The 16,011-nt window shown below is 67.6% G+C and carries 19 protein-coding genes and 1 pseudogene; 16 read left to right on the top strand and 4 right to left on the bottom strand.

Features of this window, described 5'->3' with window-relative positions:
- Window positions 1-3: 3 nt before the first annotated feature.
- From ACSQ9A_RS32375 to ACSQ9A_RS32315, 13 genes are read left to right on the top strand one after another with little or no spacing between them, the layout of a single operon-like run.
- Window positions 4-414, top strand: coding sequence for a universal stress protein (locus ACSQ9A_RS32375; protein WP_436306922.1), 411 nt, complete (start codon window positions 4-6; stop codon window positions 412-414).
- Window positions 411-1,367, top strand: coding sequence for a PDR/VanB family oxidoreductase (locus ACSQ9A_RS32370; RefSeq protein WP_436306921.1), 957 nt, complete (start codon window positions 411-413; stop codon window positions 1,365-1,367). Before ACSQ9A_RS32375 ends, ACSQ9A_RS32370 begins: the two co-directional genes overlap by 4 nt.
- Before the next feature lie 23 nt (window positions 1,368-1,390).
- Window positions 1,391-1,555, top strand: a complete 165-nt coding sequence (locus ACSQ9A_RS32365; protein WP_436297649.1) for a hypothetical protein — start codon at window positions 1,391-1,393, stop codon at window positions 1,553-1,555.
- A gap of 7 nt (window positions 1,556-1,562) precedes the next feature.
- Complete coding sequence (locus ACSQ9A_RS32360) at window positions 1,563-2,732, top strand: alpha/beta hydrolase family protein (RefSeq protein ID WP_436306920.1); 1,170 nt, start codon at window positions 1,563-1,565, stop codon at window positions 2,730-2,732.
- 27 nt (window positions 2,733-2,759) lie between these two features.
- Entirely contained in the window at window positions 2,760-3,701 is a 942-nt protein-coding gene (locus ACSQ9A_RS32355; RefSeq protein WP_436306919.1) for a VOC family protein, read from the top strand.
- Window positions 3,694-4,095, top strand: coding sequence for a Rieske (2Fe-2S) protein (locus ACSQ9A_RS32350; protein ID WP_436306918.1), 402 nt, complete (start codon window positions 3,694-3,696; stop codon window positions 4,093-4,095). Before ACSQ9A_RS32355 ends, ACSQ9A_RS32350 begins: the two co-directional genes overlap by 8 nt.
- The gene (locus ACSQ9A_RS32345; protein ID WP_436306917.1) at window positions 4,092-5,222 is read left to right on the top strand and encodes an FAD-dependent oxidoreductase; all 1,131 of its coding nucleotides are present in this window, start codon (window positions 4,092-4,094) and stop codon (window positions 5,220-5,222) included. The genes ACSQ9A_RS32350 and ACSQ9A_RS32345 overlap by 4 nt, the downstream gene beginning before the upstream one ends.
- Window positions 5,219-6,439, top strand: coding sequence for an MFS transporter (locus tag ACSQ9A_RS32340; RefSeq protein ID WP_436306916.1), 1,221 nt, complete (start codon window positions 5,219-5,221; stop codon window positions 6,437-6,439). Before ACSQ9A_RS32345 ends, ACSQ9A_RS32340 begins: the two co-directional genes overlap by 4 nt.
- A 28-nt stretch (window positions 6,440-6,467) precedes the next feature.
- A complete protein-coding gene (locus ACSQ9A_RS32335; RefSeq protein ID WP_436306915.1) occupies window positions 6,468-7,259 on the top strand; it encodes a cyclase family protein in 792 nt (263 codons plus the stop codon).
- Between the two features lie 59 nt (window positions 7,260-7,318).
- The gene (locus ACSQ9A_RS32330) at window positions 7,319-7,897 is read left to right on the top strand and encodes a cupin domain-containing protein (protein WP_436297656.1); all 579 of its coding nucleotides are present in this window, start codon (window positions 7,319-7,321) and stop codon (window positions 7,895-7,897) included.
- Window positions 7,898-7,920: 23 nt separating this feature from the next.
- Complete coding sequence (locus ACSQ9A_RS32325; RefSeq protein ID WP_436306914.1) at window positions 7,921-8,910, top strand: fumarylacetoacetate hydrolase family protein; 990 nt, start codon at window positions 7,921-7,923, stop codon at window positions 8,908-8,910.
- A 2-nt stretch (window positions 8,911-8,912) separates the two neighbouring features.
- Window positions 8,913-9,887 carry an NAD-dependent epimerase/dehydratase family protein gene (locus tag ACSQ9A_RS32320; protein ID WP_436306913.1) on the top strand — a complete coding sequence of 325 codons (975 nt, stop codon included), beginning with the start codon at window positions 8,913-8,915 and terminating at the stop codon, window positions 9,885-9,887.
- 31 nt (window positions 9,888-9,918) lie between these two features.
- A complete protein-coding gene (locus ACSQ9A_RS32315; protein WP_436306912.1) occupies window positions 9,919-10,821 on the top strand; it encodes an NADP-dependent oxidoreductase in 903 nt (300 codons plus the stop codon).
- A gap of 235 nt (window positions 10,822-11,056) precedes the next feature.
- Here the strand turns inward: ACSQ9A_RS32315 and ACSQ9A_RS32310 are convergent.
- The 3 genes and pseudogenes from ACSQ9A_RS32310 to ACSQ9A_RS32300 form a co-directional block, all read right to left on the bottom strand.
- Window positions 11,057-11,219: pseudogene (locus tag ACSQ9A_RS32310) on the bottom strand (adenylate kinase); the annotation flags it as partial.
- Window positions 11,220-11,664: 445 nt separating this feature from the next.
- Window positions 11,665-11,856, bottom strand: a complete 192-nt coding sequence (locus ACSQ9A_RS32305) for a DUF3330 domain-containing protein (RefSeq protein WP_436306911.1) — start codon at window positions 11,854-11,856, stop codon at window positions 11,665-11,667.
- Window positions 11,857-11,960: 104 nt separating this feature from the next.
- A complete protein-coding gene (locus tag ACSQ9A_RS32300; protein ID WP_436306910.1) occupies window positions 11,961-12,500 on the bottom strand; it encodes a carboxymuconolactone decarboxylase family protein in 540 nt (179 codons plus the stop codon).
- Between the two features lie 109 nt (window positions 12,501-12,609).
- Between ACSQ9A_RS32300 and ACSQ9A_RS32295 the strand changes: the two genes are divergently transcribed.
- Window positions 12,610-13,572: a cupin domain-containing protein gene (locus tag ACSQ9A_RS32295; protein WP_436306909.1), complete on the top strand. Its 963-nt coding sequence runs from the start codon at window positions 12,610-12,612 to the stop codon at window positions 13,570-13,572.
- A 44-nt stretch (window positions 13,573-13,616) separates the two neighbouring features.
- Here ACSQ9A_RS32295 and ACSQ9A_RS32290 read toward each other — a convergent pair whose 3' ends face one another.
- Entirely contained in the window at window positions 13,617-14,537 is a 921-nt protein-coding gene (locus tag ACSQ9A_RS32290; protein WP_436306907.1) for a LysR family transcriptional regulator, read from the bottom strand.
- Between the two features lie 123 nt (window positions 14,538-14,660).
- On the opposite strand from ACSQ9A_RS32290, the gene ACSQ9A_RS32285 reads away from it, so the two are divergent.
- Together ACSQ9A_RS32285 and ACSQ9A_RS32280 are read left to right on the top strand one after the other, a co-directional pair.
- Entirely contained in the window at window positions 14,661-15,410 is a 750-nt protein-coding gene (locus ACSQ9A_RS32285; protein ID WP_436306906.1) for a glucose 1-dehydrogenase, read from the top strand.
- A gap of 47 nt (window positions 15,411-15,457) precedes the next feature.
- The gene (locus ACSQ9A_RS32280; protein ID WP_436306905.1) at window positions 15,458-15,994 is read left to right on the top strand and encodes a carboxymuconolactone decarboxylase family protein; all 537 of its coding nucleotides are present in this window, start codon (window positions 15,458-15,460) and stop codon (window positions 15,992-15,994) included.
- The last annotated feature ends 17 nt before the right edge of the window (window positions 15,995-16,011 follow it).

Raw genomic sequence — 16,011 nt, 5'->3', positions numbered from 1 at the left:
TGCATGTACAAGCATCTTCTCGTTCTCATCGACGGCACACCGCTGGCCACCGTCACCCTCGATCACGCGGTGGCATACGCGAAGTCTACCGGGGCGCGGCAGACCTTTCTGCACGTGCGTGCCGAAGCGGCTGCCAGCTGCAACGGTGCCCTGCTGCACGCGATGTCGCCCGAGATGTTCACGGAGGCCGCCGCGGGCAACGCGCGCGCGGCGGTGGCCAAGGCCGAGGCGTCGGCGCGCGCCGCGAACGTCGACGGTGCCTCGATGGTGGAGACAGGGGGTCGGCCGTACGAGGTGATCCTCGACGCCGCGATCCATGCCAGCTGCGACCTAGCGCTCATGGGGCCGCGCGCACGACGCGCTCTGAAAGGCGCCATCCGCGGCTCGGTGATCGACAAGGAGCGTGCCGCATGACGACGCGCCGCGTGCGCGTTGCGCGCAAGACGCTCGAGGCGCAGGACATTTGCAGCTTCGAGCTGGTCGCAGCCGATGGTGGCGCGCTGCCGCCGTTCACCGCCGGCGCGCACATCGACGTGCGTCTTGAAGGCGGTCTGGTGCGCCAGTACTCGCTGTGCAACGATTCGCGCGAGACGCAGCGCTATCAGATCGCGGTGCTGCGCGAACCGGCTTCGCGCGGCGGATCGCGGGCGATGCATGCGTTGGAGCCGGGGAAAGAGCTGGACATCTCCGCGCCGCGGAACCACTTTGCGCTGGCGCCCGGTGCAAACCGCCACCTGCTGCTTGCCGGTGGCATCGGGATCACACCGATCCTGTGCATGGCCGAGCATCTGGGGGGAGAGGGCGCCGCGTTCGATCTGCACTATTGCACCCGCTCGGCCGACCGGACGGCTTTCGTGCAGCGCATCCACGCATCGGCGTTCGCGCAACGCGTGCAGCTGCACCACGACGAGGGGCCGGCCGCGCAGAGGATCGACATCGCCCGCGTCGTAGCGAACCCGCAGGCGGGCACGCATTTGTACGTGTGCGGACCCGCGGGCTTCATGGAGGCGGTGCTTTTGGCCGCGCGAGCCGCGGGCTGGCCCGATGCGGCGCTGCATCGCGAGTACTTCGCCGGCGGCGCAACGAAGTGCGACGCCGATGACGCCTTCGAGGTGCAGATTGCGTCGTCTGGTGCGGTGATCCGCGTGGCGTCCGATCAAGCCGTGGTCGCCGCGCTGGCCGCGGCCGGCGTGCAGGTGCCGGTCTCCTGCGAGCAGGGCGTCTGCGGCACCTGCCTGACGCGCGTGATCGGCGGCACGCCCGATCACCGCGACATGTTCCTCACCGAAGAGGAGCGCGCCCGCGGCGACCAGTTCACGCCCTGCTGCTCACGCTCGAAGTCGCCGCGGCTGGTGCTGGATCTGTAGATCCGGGCGAGAGAGAGATGACGATGGCTGCTCACTACCCGAACAACGGCCCGGCGACGCAGGGCGGCGATCGACCTCGATGGTGCGGTTGGGGTGATCGCTTTTGTTGCGCCGCGTTGGCGGCCGCCGCGCTGGCCGGTTTCGCGCTGCTCGTCTGGTACGTCCGGCAGATGCCGGCGCTGCACTGAAATGACCATGTTTCGCTACTTCCCCACAAACTACGTCTGGAACCTTTCGGTCGATCTCGCCATCGAGATGGGCGCGCGCATTGGCGAGATCGAGGAAATGTGCGCCCCGCTGCACGAAGCGGCCAAGGCACCGGACGCAGCGGGCACGCAGGCCTTCCGCGAGACCTGGGTACGCATGGCCGACAAGCTGTGCATGCTGGCCGAGGAGGACCGGGTGCGCGGCCGGCTGCTCTCCGCGGGCGAGAAGTTTGCGCGCGCCTCCAGCTACCTCATCACGGCCGAGCGGCTTCAGGCGCACGACGCGCCGGGCCGGTTGGCGCTGTATCGCCGCCAGCTCGACCTCTTCGACGCGGGCGTGCGGCTGGTCGGCGAGAACTGCGAGCGCGTCGAGATCCCCTACGAAGGCAAGCACCTCGCGGCGTTGTACGTGCGCGCCGAGGGCGTGCAGGGCAGGGCGCCGATCCTGGTGCAGCTCAACGGCCTGGACTCGACCAAGGAGATGAAATACCGCGTCGGCCTGCCGGGGTGGCTGGCCCGGCGCGGCGTGTCCTCGCTCGTGGTGGACCAGCCCGGCACTGGCGAGGCGTTGCGTCTGCACGGGATGACGGCGCGCTACGACAGCGAGCACTGGGCCAGTCGCATCGTCGACTGGCTGTGGACGCGCGACGACGTCGATCCGAAGCGCATCGGCTGCGAAGGCGTGTCCCTGGGCGGCTACTACTGCCCACGCGCAGTGGCGATGGAGCCGCGTTTCGCCGCCGGCGTCTGCTGGGGCGCCAACCACGATTGGCGCGGCGTGCAGAAGAAGCGCCTGCAGAAGGAAGGCGACTTTCCGGTGCCGCACTACTGGGCACACGTGTGCTGGGTCTGGGGCGCGAAGGACGTCCATGACTTCATGCGCATTGCCGAGAACGTGCACCTGGACGGAGTCGTCGAGAAGATCCGCGTTCCCTTCCTGGTCACGCACGGCGAGAAGGACACGCAGATCCCGCTGAAGTGGGCGCAGCGCACCTACGACCAGCTCGTCAACAGCCCGAAGCGTGAACTCAAGGTCTTCACTGATCGAGAAGGCGGCGCGCAGCACGCGAGCTTCGACAACAGCATCAACGCCGGCCACTACATCGCCGACTGGGTGGCCGAGACCCTCGGCGGCCGCATCGCAGCCACGGCCGGCTGATCCCTCAACCAGCAAGCAAGGACTCTCATGAACATCATCGGACTGGAAACACTCGTCTTCGCCGTCGACGATCTGGCGAATGGCGCGCAGTACCTCCGCGACTATGGCCTGGCCGACGCCGGTGGCGGCCGCTTCGAGGCGATGGACGGCACCGCGATCGTCATCATCGACGAGAAGGACCCGACGCTGCCGGCGCCGCCGGCACCTGGCTGCCGCCTGCGCCGCACCGTGATGGGCGTTGCCAGTCGCGCCGACCTCGACGCGATCGCCGCCGAACTGAAGCGCGACCGCGAGGTGCGCGAGCGGCCCGACGGCTCGATCGAGTCGATTGATGACGAAGGATTCGCGATCGCCTTCCAGGTCAGCATGCGCCGTTCGTTCGAGAGAGCCGGCGAGATCGCAAACGCGCCGGGTTCGCCGTTCAGGCGGCCGGCCAACCAGCTCGGCGTCGACGCCGATGCGCCGCAGATCAAGCCGCGCACGCTCTCTCACGTCGTCTATTTCGTCGTCGACGCGGCAAAGGCCGAAGCCTTCTACGTCGAACGCCTCGGCTTCCGCTGCACTGATCGCTTCACCGGCGTCGGCCCGTTCCTGCAGCCTGCCGGCACGCTCGATCACCACACCCACTTCTTCATCGAGGCGCCTGCGTTCATGAAGGGCTGCGAGCACTTCACCTTCCACTTCGCCGGCCCGGGCGAGATGCTGCAGAACGGCTGGCGATTCGTCGCCAAGGGCTACCAGCCGTTCTGGGGCCCGGGGCGGCACCAGCTGGGCTCGAACTGGTTCTGGTACTTCAACAGCCCATTCGGTTGCCACATGGAGATGGACGCCGACATGGACCTGCACGATGCGACCTGGACGCCGCGCGAGATGGCGATGGGTGCCGACAACTCGCAGGCCTTCCTGCTCGGCTACCGCAAGAAGTGGTCGCCGGGGCCGGGCACGACGGAGGACGGCGACTATGCCTGAGGCCGGTGACCGTACGCCGCCGCCACGGCGGCTGTGCCATCTCGCCGAGTTGCCCGACGGCGGCGCGCGCGGCTTCGATCCGCTGGATCGCGGGCGCCACACCGTGTTCGCCGTGCGACGCGGCGACACGGTGCGCGTATGGGCCGACCGCTGCCCGCACCACGGCACGCCGCTGCCGTGGCGCAAGGATGCCTACCTCAACGCGGCCGGCGACCGTATTGTCTGCGCCGCGCATGGCGCGCTGTTCGAGATCGACAGCGGCCTGTGCGTCCACGGCCCGTGCCTCGGCGATCGGCTGTGGCCGATACCGTTCGCGCTCACCGATCAGGGCGAGCTGCTGCTGGTCGCAGCCGCCATGCAAAGCAACATCACCACTTCAGGAGACTCGGCATGACCCTTGCAGCCCAACACATCCTCATCGTCGGCGGAGGCTTTTCCGGCATGTCGGCCGCGATCGAGCTGCGCAAGCTCGGCGCCGAGGTTGACCTCGTCGAGATCGACCCAGGCTGGCGCAACTACGGCGCCGGTATCAGCCTGGGCGGCGCGACGCTGCGCGCGTTCCGCCAGCTCGGCATCCTCGACGCCTTCCTCGAGCACGGCGCCGCGCACGACGGCGTCTCGCTGCGGCTGCCCAATGGGGCGCAGGTCGCCGAGCTGCCGACGCCGCGCATCGCAGGCCCCGACGTGCCAGGAGGCGGCGCTATCATGCGACCGGTGCTCGGCCGGCTGCTGGCCGACGCGACACGTGCCGCCGGCACCACGGTGCGCCTGGGCTGTACCTTCACTTCCATCGAGCAGGATGCCGAAGGCGTGGAGCTGAGCTTCACCGACGGACAGCGCCGCCGCTATGACCTCGTCATCGGAGCCGACGGCCTGTATTCGAAGTTGCGCGAGACCCTCTTCCCCGACGCGCCCAAGCCGCGCTACACCGGCCAGGCCTGTTGGCGCGCCGTGGTGCCGCGTCCGCCGGAAATCCGCAACGCGACCATGTGGATCGGTCCGCAGGTCAAGCCGGGCGTCAACCCGGTGTCGAAGACCGAGATGTACCTCTTCCTTCTCGAGCCGCGGCCGGTCAACGAGCATGTCGATCCGGCGACCTTTGTCGATCAGTTGCGCGGCCTGCTCGCCGACTTTCCCGCGCCGGAGCTGCAGGCGATTCGCGCAGGACTCGGGCCGACATCTCAGGTCGTGTTCCGCCCGCTCGAAGCGCTGCTGATGCCGCGACCATGGTCCAAGGGCCGCATCGTACTGATCGGTGACACCGTGCATGCGACCACGCCGCACCTGGCGTCGGGTGCCTGCATCGGCATCGAGGACGCACTCGTGCTGGCCGAGGAGGTCGGACGGCACGACCGTGTCGAAGCCGCGCTGTCGGCGTTCGAGGCACGGCGCTGGGAGCGTTGCCGAATGGTCGTCGAGAACTCGGCCCGCCTCGGCGAGATCGAGATCGACGGCGGCGACAAAGAGGAGCACACCGGGATCATGCGCAACTCGCTGATGGCGCTGGCGCAGCCGATATGAAAACCACGGCCCCTGTGCCGCAGGAGAAGACGATGATCAAGACCGATTCGACCCGCGGCCGCATTGGGCTGATGGTGGCGCACTGCGCCGGCATGCTGGACACCGTGGCATTGCCCGTCTGGGTGGGCACGCTGGTGGCGGCGTACCACTTCGACCCGCAGCAGGCGGGCCTGCTGGTCACGCTCTTTCTCGGCGGCGTCGTGGTGGCCAGCGTGCTGCTCGCGCCGCGCTTCAACCGCCTGTCGGGCCGTGCGGTTTCGACGTTGGGCTTCCTCGCGTGCGCGCTCGGTTTCGGCGCGGCGTCGTTGACGACCGACTTCGTGATGCTCGCGCTCGTTCACGCGCTGTGCGGCGCGGCGACCGGCGCGGCGCTGAGCGTCACGCACGGCACGATTGCGCTGAGCGCGCGACCGCACCGGCTGTTCGCGATCGTCAACACCGCGCTCGGTATCGCCGCCGTCTTCTATCTCGGCATCACGCCCCAGATTGTCGCGAAGGCGGGCGGCCCGGCGCTGTTCCTCGTGTTCGGCGCCGTGATGGCGCTGGCCGCACTGGTCAGCCTCTTTGCATTCCCGTCCGCCGAGACCGCACCGGCGGCTGCCGCTGTCGCCGGCGCGCCGACGATGCAGGCGCCGGCGCGCTTCGGGCGCGCGGTGTGGTTCGGCATCGCGGGCATCGCGCTGGTGACGGTCACGCAGGCGATGGTCTTCAGCTTCGTCGAGCGCGTCGGCAACGCGCGCGGCTTCGGTGCCGAGGCGGTCGCCGGTGTGCTGATCGCGCTGGGCTTCGTCAACCTGCTGCCAGCCCCGCTCGCCGCGCTGCTGGAGCGGCGGCTGCCGGCGCGCCTCGTGCTGGTGAGCGCGCCGGTCGTGCAGGCGGCGCTGGCCGTGACGGTGATGAACACCACCGCCTTCTTCGCCTATGGCGCCGCGGCGTCGGTCATCGTCGCGGTCGCGATCTTTTCGCACACCTTCGCATTCGGCCTGCTCGCGCGGCTGGAGCCCACGGGCCGCGCGCTGTCGGCCACGCCAGCCATGCTGATGACAGGCGCGGCGATCGGGCCGGTGCTCGGAGGCACGCTGATCAAGTTCTTCGGCTACGACAGTCTCGGCATCGCCGCGATCGTGCTGTGCTGCGGCGCGGTGCTGTGCTACTCGCGCCTGCCACGCCAGAGCGCTGCCGCGCCGAGGCCCACGCCTGCGCCGGCGCAGGCCTGAACTCTTCCTTCATTCAGGTCCCCTCGCCATGAAGATTCGGCGCCGTTTCGTCGACCTGTCGATCTACCTCGAGAACGACGTGCTGTCGGATCCGCCGCCGCTGGCGCCGAAGATCACCTACCAGAAGCATGACACACTGCCCGAGTTCATCGCGATGCTGCCCGGCACGAAGCCTGAGGACTATCCGGACGGCGAGGCCGCGGCCGCCGAGTGGGTGACGCTGGCCACGCACAACGGCACCCACCTCGATGCGCCGTACCACTTTCATTCGACGCAGGATGCGAAGCTCGGCGGCAGTCGGCCATCGATCACGATCGATCAGGTGCCACTCGAGTGGTGTTTCCAGCGCGGCGTGAAGCTCGACTTCCGCGACTTCCCCAACGGCTACGTCGCGACCGCGGCCGACGTCGAGGCCGAGCTGAAGCGCGTCGGCCACGTGCTGGAGCCGCTGGACATCGTCGTCGTCAACACCCGCGCCGGCTCGCGCTACGGCCACAAGGACTACGTGTCCTCGGGCTGCGGCATGGGCTACGAGGCGACGATGTTCCTGCTCGAGCGCGGCGTGCGGCTCACCGGCACTGACGCGTGGAGTTGGGATGCGCCGTTCCCCTACACCGCGAAGAAGGTCGCCGAGACCGGCAACAAGGCGCTGATCTGGGAAGGGCACAAGGCGGGCCGCGACATCGGCTACTGCCACCTCGAAAAGCTGCACAACCTCGAGGCGCTGCCGCCTCACGGCTTCACGATCAGCTGCTTCCCGCACAAGATCCGCGGCGCGAGCGCCGGATGGACTCGCGCGGTCGCCATCTTCGAAGAGTGACCAGGGCTGACCTGCGTTCACGAAGCGTCTCCCATCTCACATCTCTCCAGGAGTCCACCATGAGCTTTCCCCCGATCCACCGCGTCGTCACCGGCCACGATGCCGAAGGCAAGGCGATCGTCACCAGCAATGGCCCGCTGCCCACCGTGATCGAGCTTCAGGCCATCCCCGGCACCGTCTTCCATGAGGTGTGGGAGACGCACGCCACGCCGGCGCCTTTGACCAACGCGGCGGACCCCACCACCGGTCCGTTGAAGCTGCCGCCGCCCAAGCTCGGCACGCGCATTCGCTTCGTTGACATCCCGCCGGACACCAAAGAGTTCCTGGCGCAAGGCGCCGCGCAGATGAAGGATGCCTTCACGCAGGCGGGTGACGTGGCCGCCTCCACCGTCAAGCGCGACTCGCCGCACCCCCTGATGCATCGCACCGAGTCGATCGACTACGGCGTGGTGATCGAAGGCGAGATGACGCTGGTGCTCGACGATTCCGAGGTGTCGCTCAAGGCGGGAAGCGTCGTGATTCAGCGCGGCACCAACCACGCGTGGGCCAACCGCTCGGGCCGGCCCTGCCGGATGCTTTTCGTGCTGATCGACGGTGCCTACGAGCCGTCGATTGCGACTGCGCTGGCCGGGCGCTGAGCCGCTGCGAAAGAGCAATCACGATGAAGTTCGCCACACTGAAAGACGGCTCGCTCGATGGGCGCCTGGTCGTCGTCTCGCAGGACCTGAAGCATGCCGTCGCCGCGCCGAGGGTCGCGCCCAGCCTGCTCGACGCACTGCAGCGCTGGGACGCCGTGCGCCGGGCATTGCAGGATCTTTCCGATGCGCTGAACGCGGGCGTCGGCGACGGCGTGTTTCCTTTCGACCCCGCCGCGTGCGCTGCGCCGCTGCCGCGCAGCCCGCAATGGCTGGACGGCTCGGCCTTCCTCAACCATGGCCGGCTGATGGAGCGCGCCTTCAACACGCCGCCCATCCCCGACTTCGAGAACGTGCCGGTGATGTATCAGGGCGCGAGCGACGACTTCCTCGGCCCCATGGACGACGTGCCGCTGCCTGACGAAGCGCACGGCATCGACTTCGAAGGCGAGTTCGGCGTGGTCTGCGGCCCGGTGCCGATGGGCGTCACGCCCGAGGCGGCCCTGCAATGCATCCGCCTCATCGTGCAGGCCAACGACTGGAGCCTGCGTGTGCTGGGCCCGCGCGAGATGAAGACGGGTTTCGGCTTCCTGCAGGCCAAGCCATCGACCGCTTTCGCCCCCATCGCGATCACGCCCGACGAACTGGGCGACGCCTGGAACGGCGGGCGCGTGTGCATGCCGCTGCACGTGCAGTGGAACGGTGAACGCTTCGGCGAACCTTCGGGCGGCGAGATGAACTTCGACTTCGGCCAGCTCGTCGCGCATGCCGCGCGCACGCGCAAGCTCACCGCCGGCACGATCCTGGGCTCGGGCACGGTTTCCAACGTCGCGCGCACGGCCGGATCGGCGTGCATCGCGGAACGTCGCGTGATCGAGAAGCTGGACGTGGGCGAGATCCGCACCGGCTTCATGAAGTTCGGCGACCGCCTGCGCATGCAGGCGCGCTTCGCCGATGGGCGCGAGGGGCCGTTCGGCGTCATTGACCAGCGTGTCGTGCGCGCGCAGGAGCAATGACTATGCACGTGCTGATCACCGGTGCGAACGGCTTTGTCGGCCGAGCCCTCGGCGCGCGCCTGCTCGCCGACGGCACGCTGCAGGGGCGCCGCATCGAGCGCCTGAGCGCGCTCGATCTCGATTTCGGTGACGCGCCGTCTGCGCAAGGCGTCCTGCGCCGCCATGCCGGCGACCTGGCCGATCCGGCGTGGCTGACGTCCGTGCTGGCAGCCTGGCCAGTGGACGTGGTGTTCCACCTCGCCAGCATCCCGGGCGGCAGCGCCGAGGCCAACTACGCGCTGGCCCGCCGCGTGAATCTGAATGCGACGATCGACCTGCTGGAACGCGGGCAGGCGCAAGCGGCGGCCGGTGGCCCGGCGCCGGTGTTCGTGTTCGCGAGCACGATCGCGGTGTTCGGCGCCATGCCGCCCCTGGTGACTGACGACGCCCTGCCGCGGCCGGCAATGACCTACGGCGCACAGAAGCTGGTGGGCGAGATCCTGATCGACGACTTCAGCCGCCGCGGCTGGATCGATGGGCGCTCGTTGCGCATCCCCGGCGTGCTCGCGCGGCCGCCGGCACGGACCGGCCAGCTCTCGGCCTTTCTCAGCGACATCATCCGCGAGCTTGCTGCCGGCCGGCCCTTCACATGCCCGATGTCGGCCGAAGCCACGACCTGGGCTTCGTCGCTGCCCAACGTGGTGTCGAACCTGCTTCACGCTGCGGCGCCGTCGCTGCCGGGGCTGGAGAGCCGGCGCACGTTCACGCTGCCGACGTCGCGGTTCTCGATGCGCCAGCTCGTCACGGCGATCGGCGAGGTCCGCGGAGCGGCTGTGCACCCGTTGGTCACCTACCAGCCTGAGCCGCACATCGAGGCCTTGTTCGGGTCGTTCGGCGAGCTGCGCACCGACGCCGCGCTGGCCGCCGGCTTCGAGCGCGATGCGAGTCTGGCCGACCTGGTCAGGATGGCGTTGCAGGGCGACGCCAGCGGCGTCTGACAACACTCCCAACTTCTCGAGGTACCAATCCATGAAAGCTGCTCGTCTCCACTCGTACGGCGATGTCGATCAATTCGTAATCGATGAAGTGCCCATTCCCAAGCCGGGTGCCGGCGAGGTTCTGATCAAGATCGAAGCCTCTGCGGTCAACCCCTTCGACCTGATGGTCCGCCAGGGCTTCATGGCCCAGTTCATTCCCCTGGACCTTCCGGCCGTGCTGGGTGGCGACGCTGCCGGTGTCGTGATGGACAAGGGAAGTGACGTGAGCGGCTTCTCGGTCGGTGATCGGGTGATCGCCGACTTCGCCACCAACGGCAAGGGGGCCTATGCCGAACTCGGGGTCGTACCCATCACGGCCGTTGCCAAGCTTCCGGCCAATCTCAGCTTCGAGCAGGGCGCCACCCTGCCTAAAGCCGGACTGACCGGACGTCAGACGGTCGATGCGTTGGGCGTGCGCGCGGGTGCCCGTGTGCTGATTTCCGGGGGCCTCGGTGCGGTCGGTCGCGCCGCGATCCAGTATCTTCAGGAGATCGGCGCCAAGCCGGTGGCCGGCGTCCGGCCCGAACGGATCGAAGAAGCGCGCCAGCTGGCGGGTGACGCGCTCGACATCACCGCGCCGCCAGCCGGCGCCACGTTCGACTACGCTATCAGCGCGGCGGCCCCGATGGCGACGCACCTCATCCAGCACGTGCGGGACGGAGGTCAAGTGGCCAGCATCGTTCCGGTGCCAGAGGGCGCGAACGCGGGCAATCGCGTGCGCATTCAGGAGCTCTACCACCGCGCCGATGCGGCCACGCTCGAAGCCGTGGCCAACGCCGCTGCGCGTGGCGCATTGATGATCCCCATCGCCAAGACGTTCCGGCTGGAGCAAGTCGGCGCTGCCCACGCGGCGGTGGCCGCCGGTAGCCGTGGCAAGGTCGTGCTGAAGCACTGAAATGAACAGCGCCTGCACGCCTATCCCCTATAAGCGTGCACGGCATGCCTGCGAGCCAGACGCCGCTCACCGTCTAGCGCTGGCCGAGCTCGCCCAGCGCGCGCGTGCCGGCGGGGGGTGTTCAACGTCGTGACTGGCAATAGCCCCCGCCCTCGACGGCACGCTGACTTCGCACCCCGCTCGTGCGCAAGATCACGCTCACGGGCTCGACCGAAGTGCGACGCTTGCTCCTCGGTCAGGTCTTCGCCGGTGAGGTCGTCCTTGCCTTCGGTCTTCGGCGGATTGAACTTGACGTGGTAGATGCGTCCCGATGCCGGGTGCGAGCGACGGCCGCTCATGCGTTCGATGATGTCGGCGAAAGGCACGTCGATCTCGAGCACGTAGTCGATCTTGACGCCATGATTACTTTGAATTTTCGGGCGGGTTTTTCACCATTGATTGAATTTTCCGGTTGCCAGGCCGCATGACCTGGTCGCGGGTTGGCTGGCGCTGCCGACGACCGCTTTCCGGCAATCATGATGTCCGCTGGCGGGCTGGAATGGGCCCCAAGCGGGCACTGGGAGTTTCAAACTCACTGCCGCAAAACAGACCCTCAGCCTTCGACTCGAAAGGGCCCTGCGCGTGGGTGCACCTCTCGCAATCCGCGACCTTCGCTTGCGAACGGTCGACCGCGCGCTGAGCACATGCGAGGATCGCCTGCGCATGGAACACCTAGCTGGGCTGGGATTGACGAGCATGCCCGTGCCGTCACAGGCGTTAGCAAGCGTCTTGTGCAGGAGCCCTTGGAACAGCGCAAAGCTAGCGGCGAAGTACGTTAAGGCAAAGTAGCACCGGCTTTCCAGCCTATGGTCGGCCATAGGCTGCAATTTGGCGAAGCTCAGGCAACTTCTTCAATAGCTCATAGCATGGCAATCCGCAGAAATGAGCAACGTAGTCCGCCACCTCGGGGACAAGGACCGCAGACTGCGGCACCTCGCCCAGGCAGATCTCGCAGACAAGGCGTTCGGTTGGGACGCTTGGTTGTAGCGTGGACATGCTGTGTTTCCTTCCTCCGACAGAAAGCCGGCAAGAGCTTGTGAATCAGTCGCCGCCGAACTTCTCGGGAGGACGAACCGAATTCGTCCTCCCGACACCCGGCGTCATTGAACCGGTGGGAAGTCCACGTCGGTGTCGTTGATGCGATTGAAGGTGTTCGTGAACACCGTCAGCGCGACTGCCAGCGCGATGTCCGCCAGTTGCGTGTCGGTGTAGCCCGCAGCACGGATGGCCGCAACCTCGTCGTCGCCGATCGTGCCGCTCGTTTGCTGCAGCGTGCGCACGAACCTGGCCAGCGCGTCGCGCTTGGCATCGCCGGTGACCTGGCCGATGCGGATCTGCCGTAGCGTGTCCGGCGTGAGGCCCGCCATCCTGCCCAGCATCGTGTGCGCAGCGACGCAGTAGTCGCAGCCGGTCAGTTCGCTCACGAGCAGCTTGATCGTCTCGAGGTCCTGCTTGCTGAGACTGCCGGCCGCAAGTGCGCCTTCAGCGTTCAGCACGGCCTTGAGCGACTGGGGCGCAAGGTGGCCCAGCGCTGCGAACATGTTCGGGATGCTGCCTCCTGCGATCTTCCTAATCTGGGCATAGACCTCGACAGTGGCGCCGGTGGCGGAGGCAACCGGGGGGATGGTGATGCGGCTCATGGTGAAGCTCCGGAATGAAGTGGATGAAGCCCAGACTGTAGGGAGCCGATGTGATCTTGCCGAGTCCAAATAGTCTCAGTACGATGCTCAAAAGTATCAAGTCACTAGCATGTCGTTGCCAACGGACTGGCTCAGCCATCTCCTCGAAATCATTGCCGTGGCAGGTCGAGTCGAGATCCGATGCGCCTACGGTTCGCCGTGGCGGATCGTGTATGAGCCCTCGCCGTTGGGAGAAATCCCCTACCACGTCGTGCTTGGTGGTTCCGCGGTGCTGGAAGATCCGGCCGGCGACGCGCCGACACTGCTCGGTGCAGGCGACATCGTGTGGCTGCCGCATGGCTCTGCGCATGTGCTGCACGATGGCAGCGGCAAGCGTCCGAGGCCCGCGCGCGAGCGTGAGGGACTCAACCTGACCATCAGCGAGAACACCGGTGCTGGGGAGCGCCTCGACATGCTGTGCGGTCGCTTCATCATCACGCCGCCGCACAACCAGTTGATGCGGGATTACTTGCCGCCGGCGTTGGTTGTCAGCGCCACACGGCATGACGCCGCCGCACCAGACGAGACGCGCGCCCAATTGGCTCACCTCGTGCAACTGATGCGCATCGAGTCGTTCGGAGACCGCTTGGGCGGTCATGCGATGCTCAACGCATTGTCGGCGACCCTGTTCACCTTGACCTTGCGTCTTGCGAGCGGGGCGAGCGATGCGCCAACGGGCCTGCTGGCGCTTGCGGGCCATCCGCGGCTGGCACCGGCGGTCTCGGCCATCTTCAACGAGCCGGAAAGAGCGTGGACGCTGCCGGACCTTGCGCGTCGCTGCAACATGTCCCGCGCGACGTTCATACGTCAGTTTCAGGACAGCCTGGGGCGCACGGCCCACGACCTGTTGCTCGACGTGCGGATGAGCGTCGCGGCGAACGCATTGAAGAAGCCACTCGCGTCCACGGAGGCCGTGGCGGCAGACGTCGGCTATCAGTCGGTGGCCGCCTTCCGTAGGGCGTTCACGCAGCGCATCGGCATGACGCCTGGGCAGTGGCGTCGCTCCGCCGCCGTGGATCGACAAAGCGTCTGAGGCTCGGCTGTTGAAGGCTTCCCCTCCTGTCTGGGGTGAAGGCCTTACTCCTGCAGCAGGGCCTGGGCAACGTGCTCCGCAAAGGCCCGCACCTTGGCCGAATGCCGCCGTTCGCGCGGGCTCACGAGGTGAATCGGGATCTCGAGCGCCGGCCAGTCCGGCAGCAGGCGCAACACCTCGCCGCTGGCGAGCTCTGCATCGAAGAGCCAGGCGGGCGAGTAGCCGATGCCCATGCCCGACATTACCGCGGCGCGGATCACCTCGCTGCTGTTGGTCTGCAGGTTGCCCTCCACGCGCACGGTGCGCGTCGTGCCTACCGTGTGGGGTGCTCCGGGGCCGGCCGTGAAGGGCCAGTCGTTGCGCATCGCGATCTCTGTGTAGACGATGCAATTGTGGTCCGCCAGGTCCTCCGGCGCGACGAGGCGCTGCCTCGCCTTGGGTAGCGCGCGCATATAGCGGCGGTGCGCGACCAGCATGCGATGCGTGGTGCCGGCGCGCCGCGCGATGAGGCTGCTGTCCTGCAGCTCGCCGATGCGCACGGCCACGTCGATGCCCTGCTCCACCAAGTCGATGAAGCCATCGCTCAAGCGCAGGTCGATCCTCACCTCCGGATGTTTCTCGAGAAAGGACTGCACCACCGGCATCAGCTTGAGTCGGCCAAAGCCCACCGAGGCAGCGACGCGCAGCCAGCCGCCGAGCTGCCGCTCGCCGCGGCGCAGCCCCGCTTCGGCCTCGGCGATCTCGTCCACCAGGCGCCGCGCCTGCTCGAAGTAGCGCTCGCCTTCCTCCGTCAAGGCCAGCGAGCGCGTGGTGCGCGTCAACAGCCTGGCGCCAAGCGCCCGCTCGAGCGCCGCCACCTGCTTGCTCACCGCGCTCTGGCTGCTGTCCTGCTCGTGCGCGACGGCGGAAAAGCTGCCCGCCTCCACCACGCGCACGAAGGTCCTCATCGCCTGCAGCTTGTCCATCCTGACGCCTTATTTATGCCTAATGGGAATCAATCATATGAGCGGAACCCCACTGAATCAAACGATCGGAATCAATCACAGTGGGGCCATCGCAACCCGGTACCCCTTGAAAGGAGCTTCACCATGAACCTGCCCGTCGTCCTCATTACCGGCGCCCTCACCGGCATCGGCCGCGCCACCGCTCTTGCCTTCGCCCGCGAAGGCCATCGCATCGCCGTCAGCGGCCGGCGCGACGAAGCCGGCCAGGCGCTCGCCGCCGAGCTGCGCGCACTCGGCGCCGAAGCCGAGTTCATCCGCGCCGACGTGCGTTTCGAAGGCGAGGTGCGCAGCCTGGTCGAGCAGGTCGTCGAGCGTTTCGGCCGTCTGGACGTAGCAGTGAACAACGCCGGCACCGAGGGCCAGCTCGGCCCAATCACCGAGCAGTCAACCGACAACTACGACAGCATCTTCTCGACCAACGTGCTGGGCACGCTGCTCTCGCTCAAGCACGAGATGCGAGTGATGCTGGCGCAGGGCGCGGGCGCGATCGTCAACCTCTCCTCGATCGCGGGGCAGGTGGGCATCGCCGGTGCCTCCATCTACGCGGCCAGCAAGCATGCGGTCGAGGGACTGACCAAGAGCGCGGCGCTCGAGGGCGCGGCGGCGGGCGTGCGCGTCAACGCGGTGGCGCCCGGCCCCGTGGCTACCGAGATGCTCGAGCGCTTCGTTGGCGGCGACCAGCAGGCCAAGGAGGGCTTCCTCGCCACGATGCCGGCGCGCCGCGCCGCGAGCGTGGACGAGATCGCCCAGACCATCGTGTTCCTCGGCAGCGACAAGGCGCGCTACCTCACGGGGCAAAGCCTGGCCGTCGACGGCGGCTACACGGCGCAGTGATGCCCTTCCCCACCCCACCATTGTTTGAAACCTGAAGGAGAACCCTCATGACCACCGCCATCAACGTCCCGACCCGCAACGACGTGTCCCCCGCCAACCAGGCGATCTTCGACCAGCTCAAGAAGAACCTCGGCAAGGTGCCCAACCTCTATGCGACCTTCGCGCACTCCGAGCACGCGCTGGGCGCCTACCTCGCGTTGCAGAACGCCAAGAGCAGCATCACCGGCAAGGCGCGCGAGGTGGTGAACCTCGTCGTCAGCGAGGTCAACGCCTGCGAATACTGCCTGGCCGCGCACACGGTGATCGGCAGGATGCATGGTTTCAACGACGAGCAGATTCTCGAGATCCGCGGTGGCACGGCGGGCTTCGACCCCAAGCTCGACGCTCTGGTCCGGCTCGCGAAGAACATTGCGCTCGAGCGTGGCCACGCCGACCCCGCGTTGGTGGATGCCTTCCTCGCCGCGGGCTGGGACAAGGGTCACCTCGTCGACACGATCGTCGCGATCGGCGACAAGACGGTCACAAACTTCCTGCACGGCACGACGCGCGTACCGGTGGACTTCCCGGCTGCGCCGCAGCTCTGAGCCAGGACAGAGGGTGC

The sequence above is a fragment of the Variovorax sp. LjRoot290 genome, assembly GCF_964253985.1.
Classification (GTDB): domain Bacteria; phylum Pseudomonadota; class Gammaproteobacteria; order Burkholderiales; family Burkholderiaceae_C; genus Variovorax.
The sequence above is the reverse complement of the archived record's forward strand: the minus strand, read 5'-3'. Positions and strand labels throughout refer to the sequence as shown.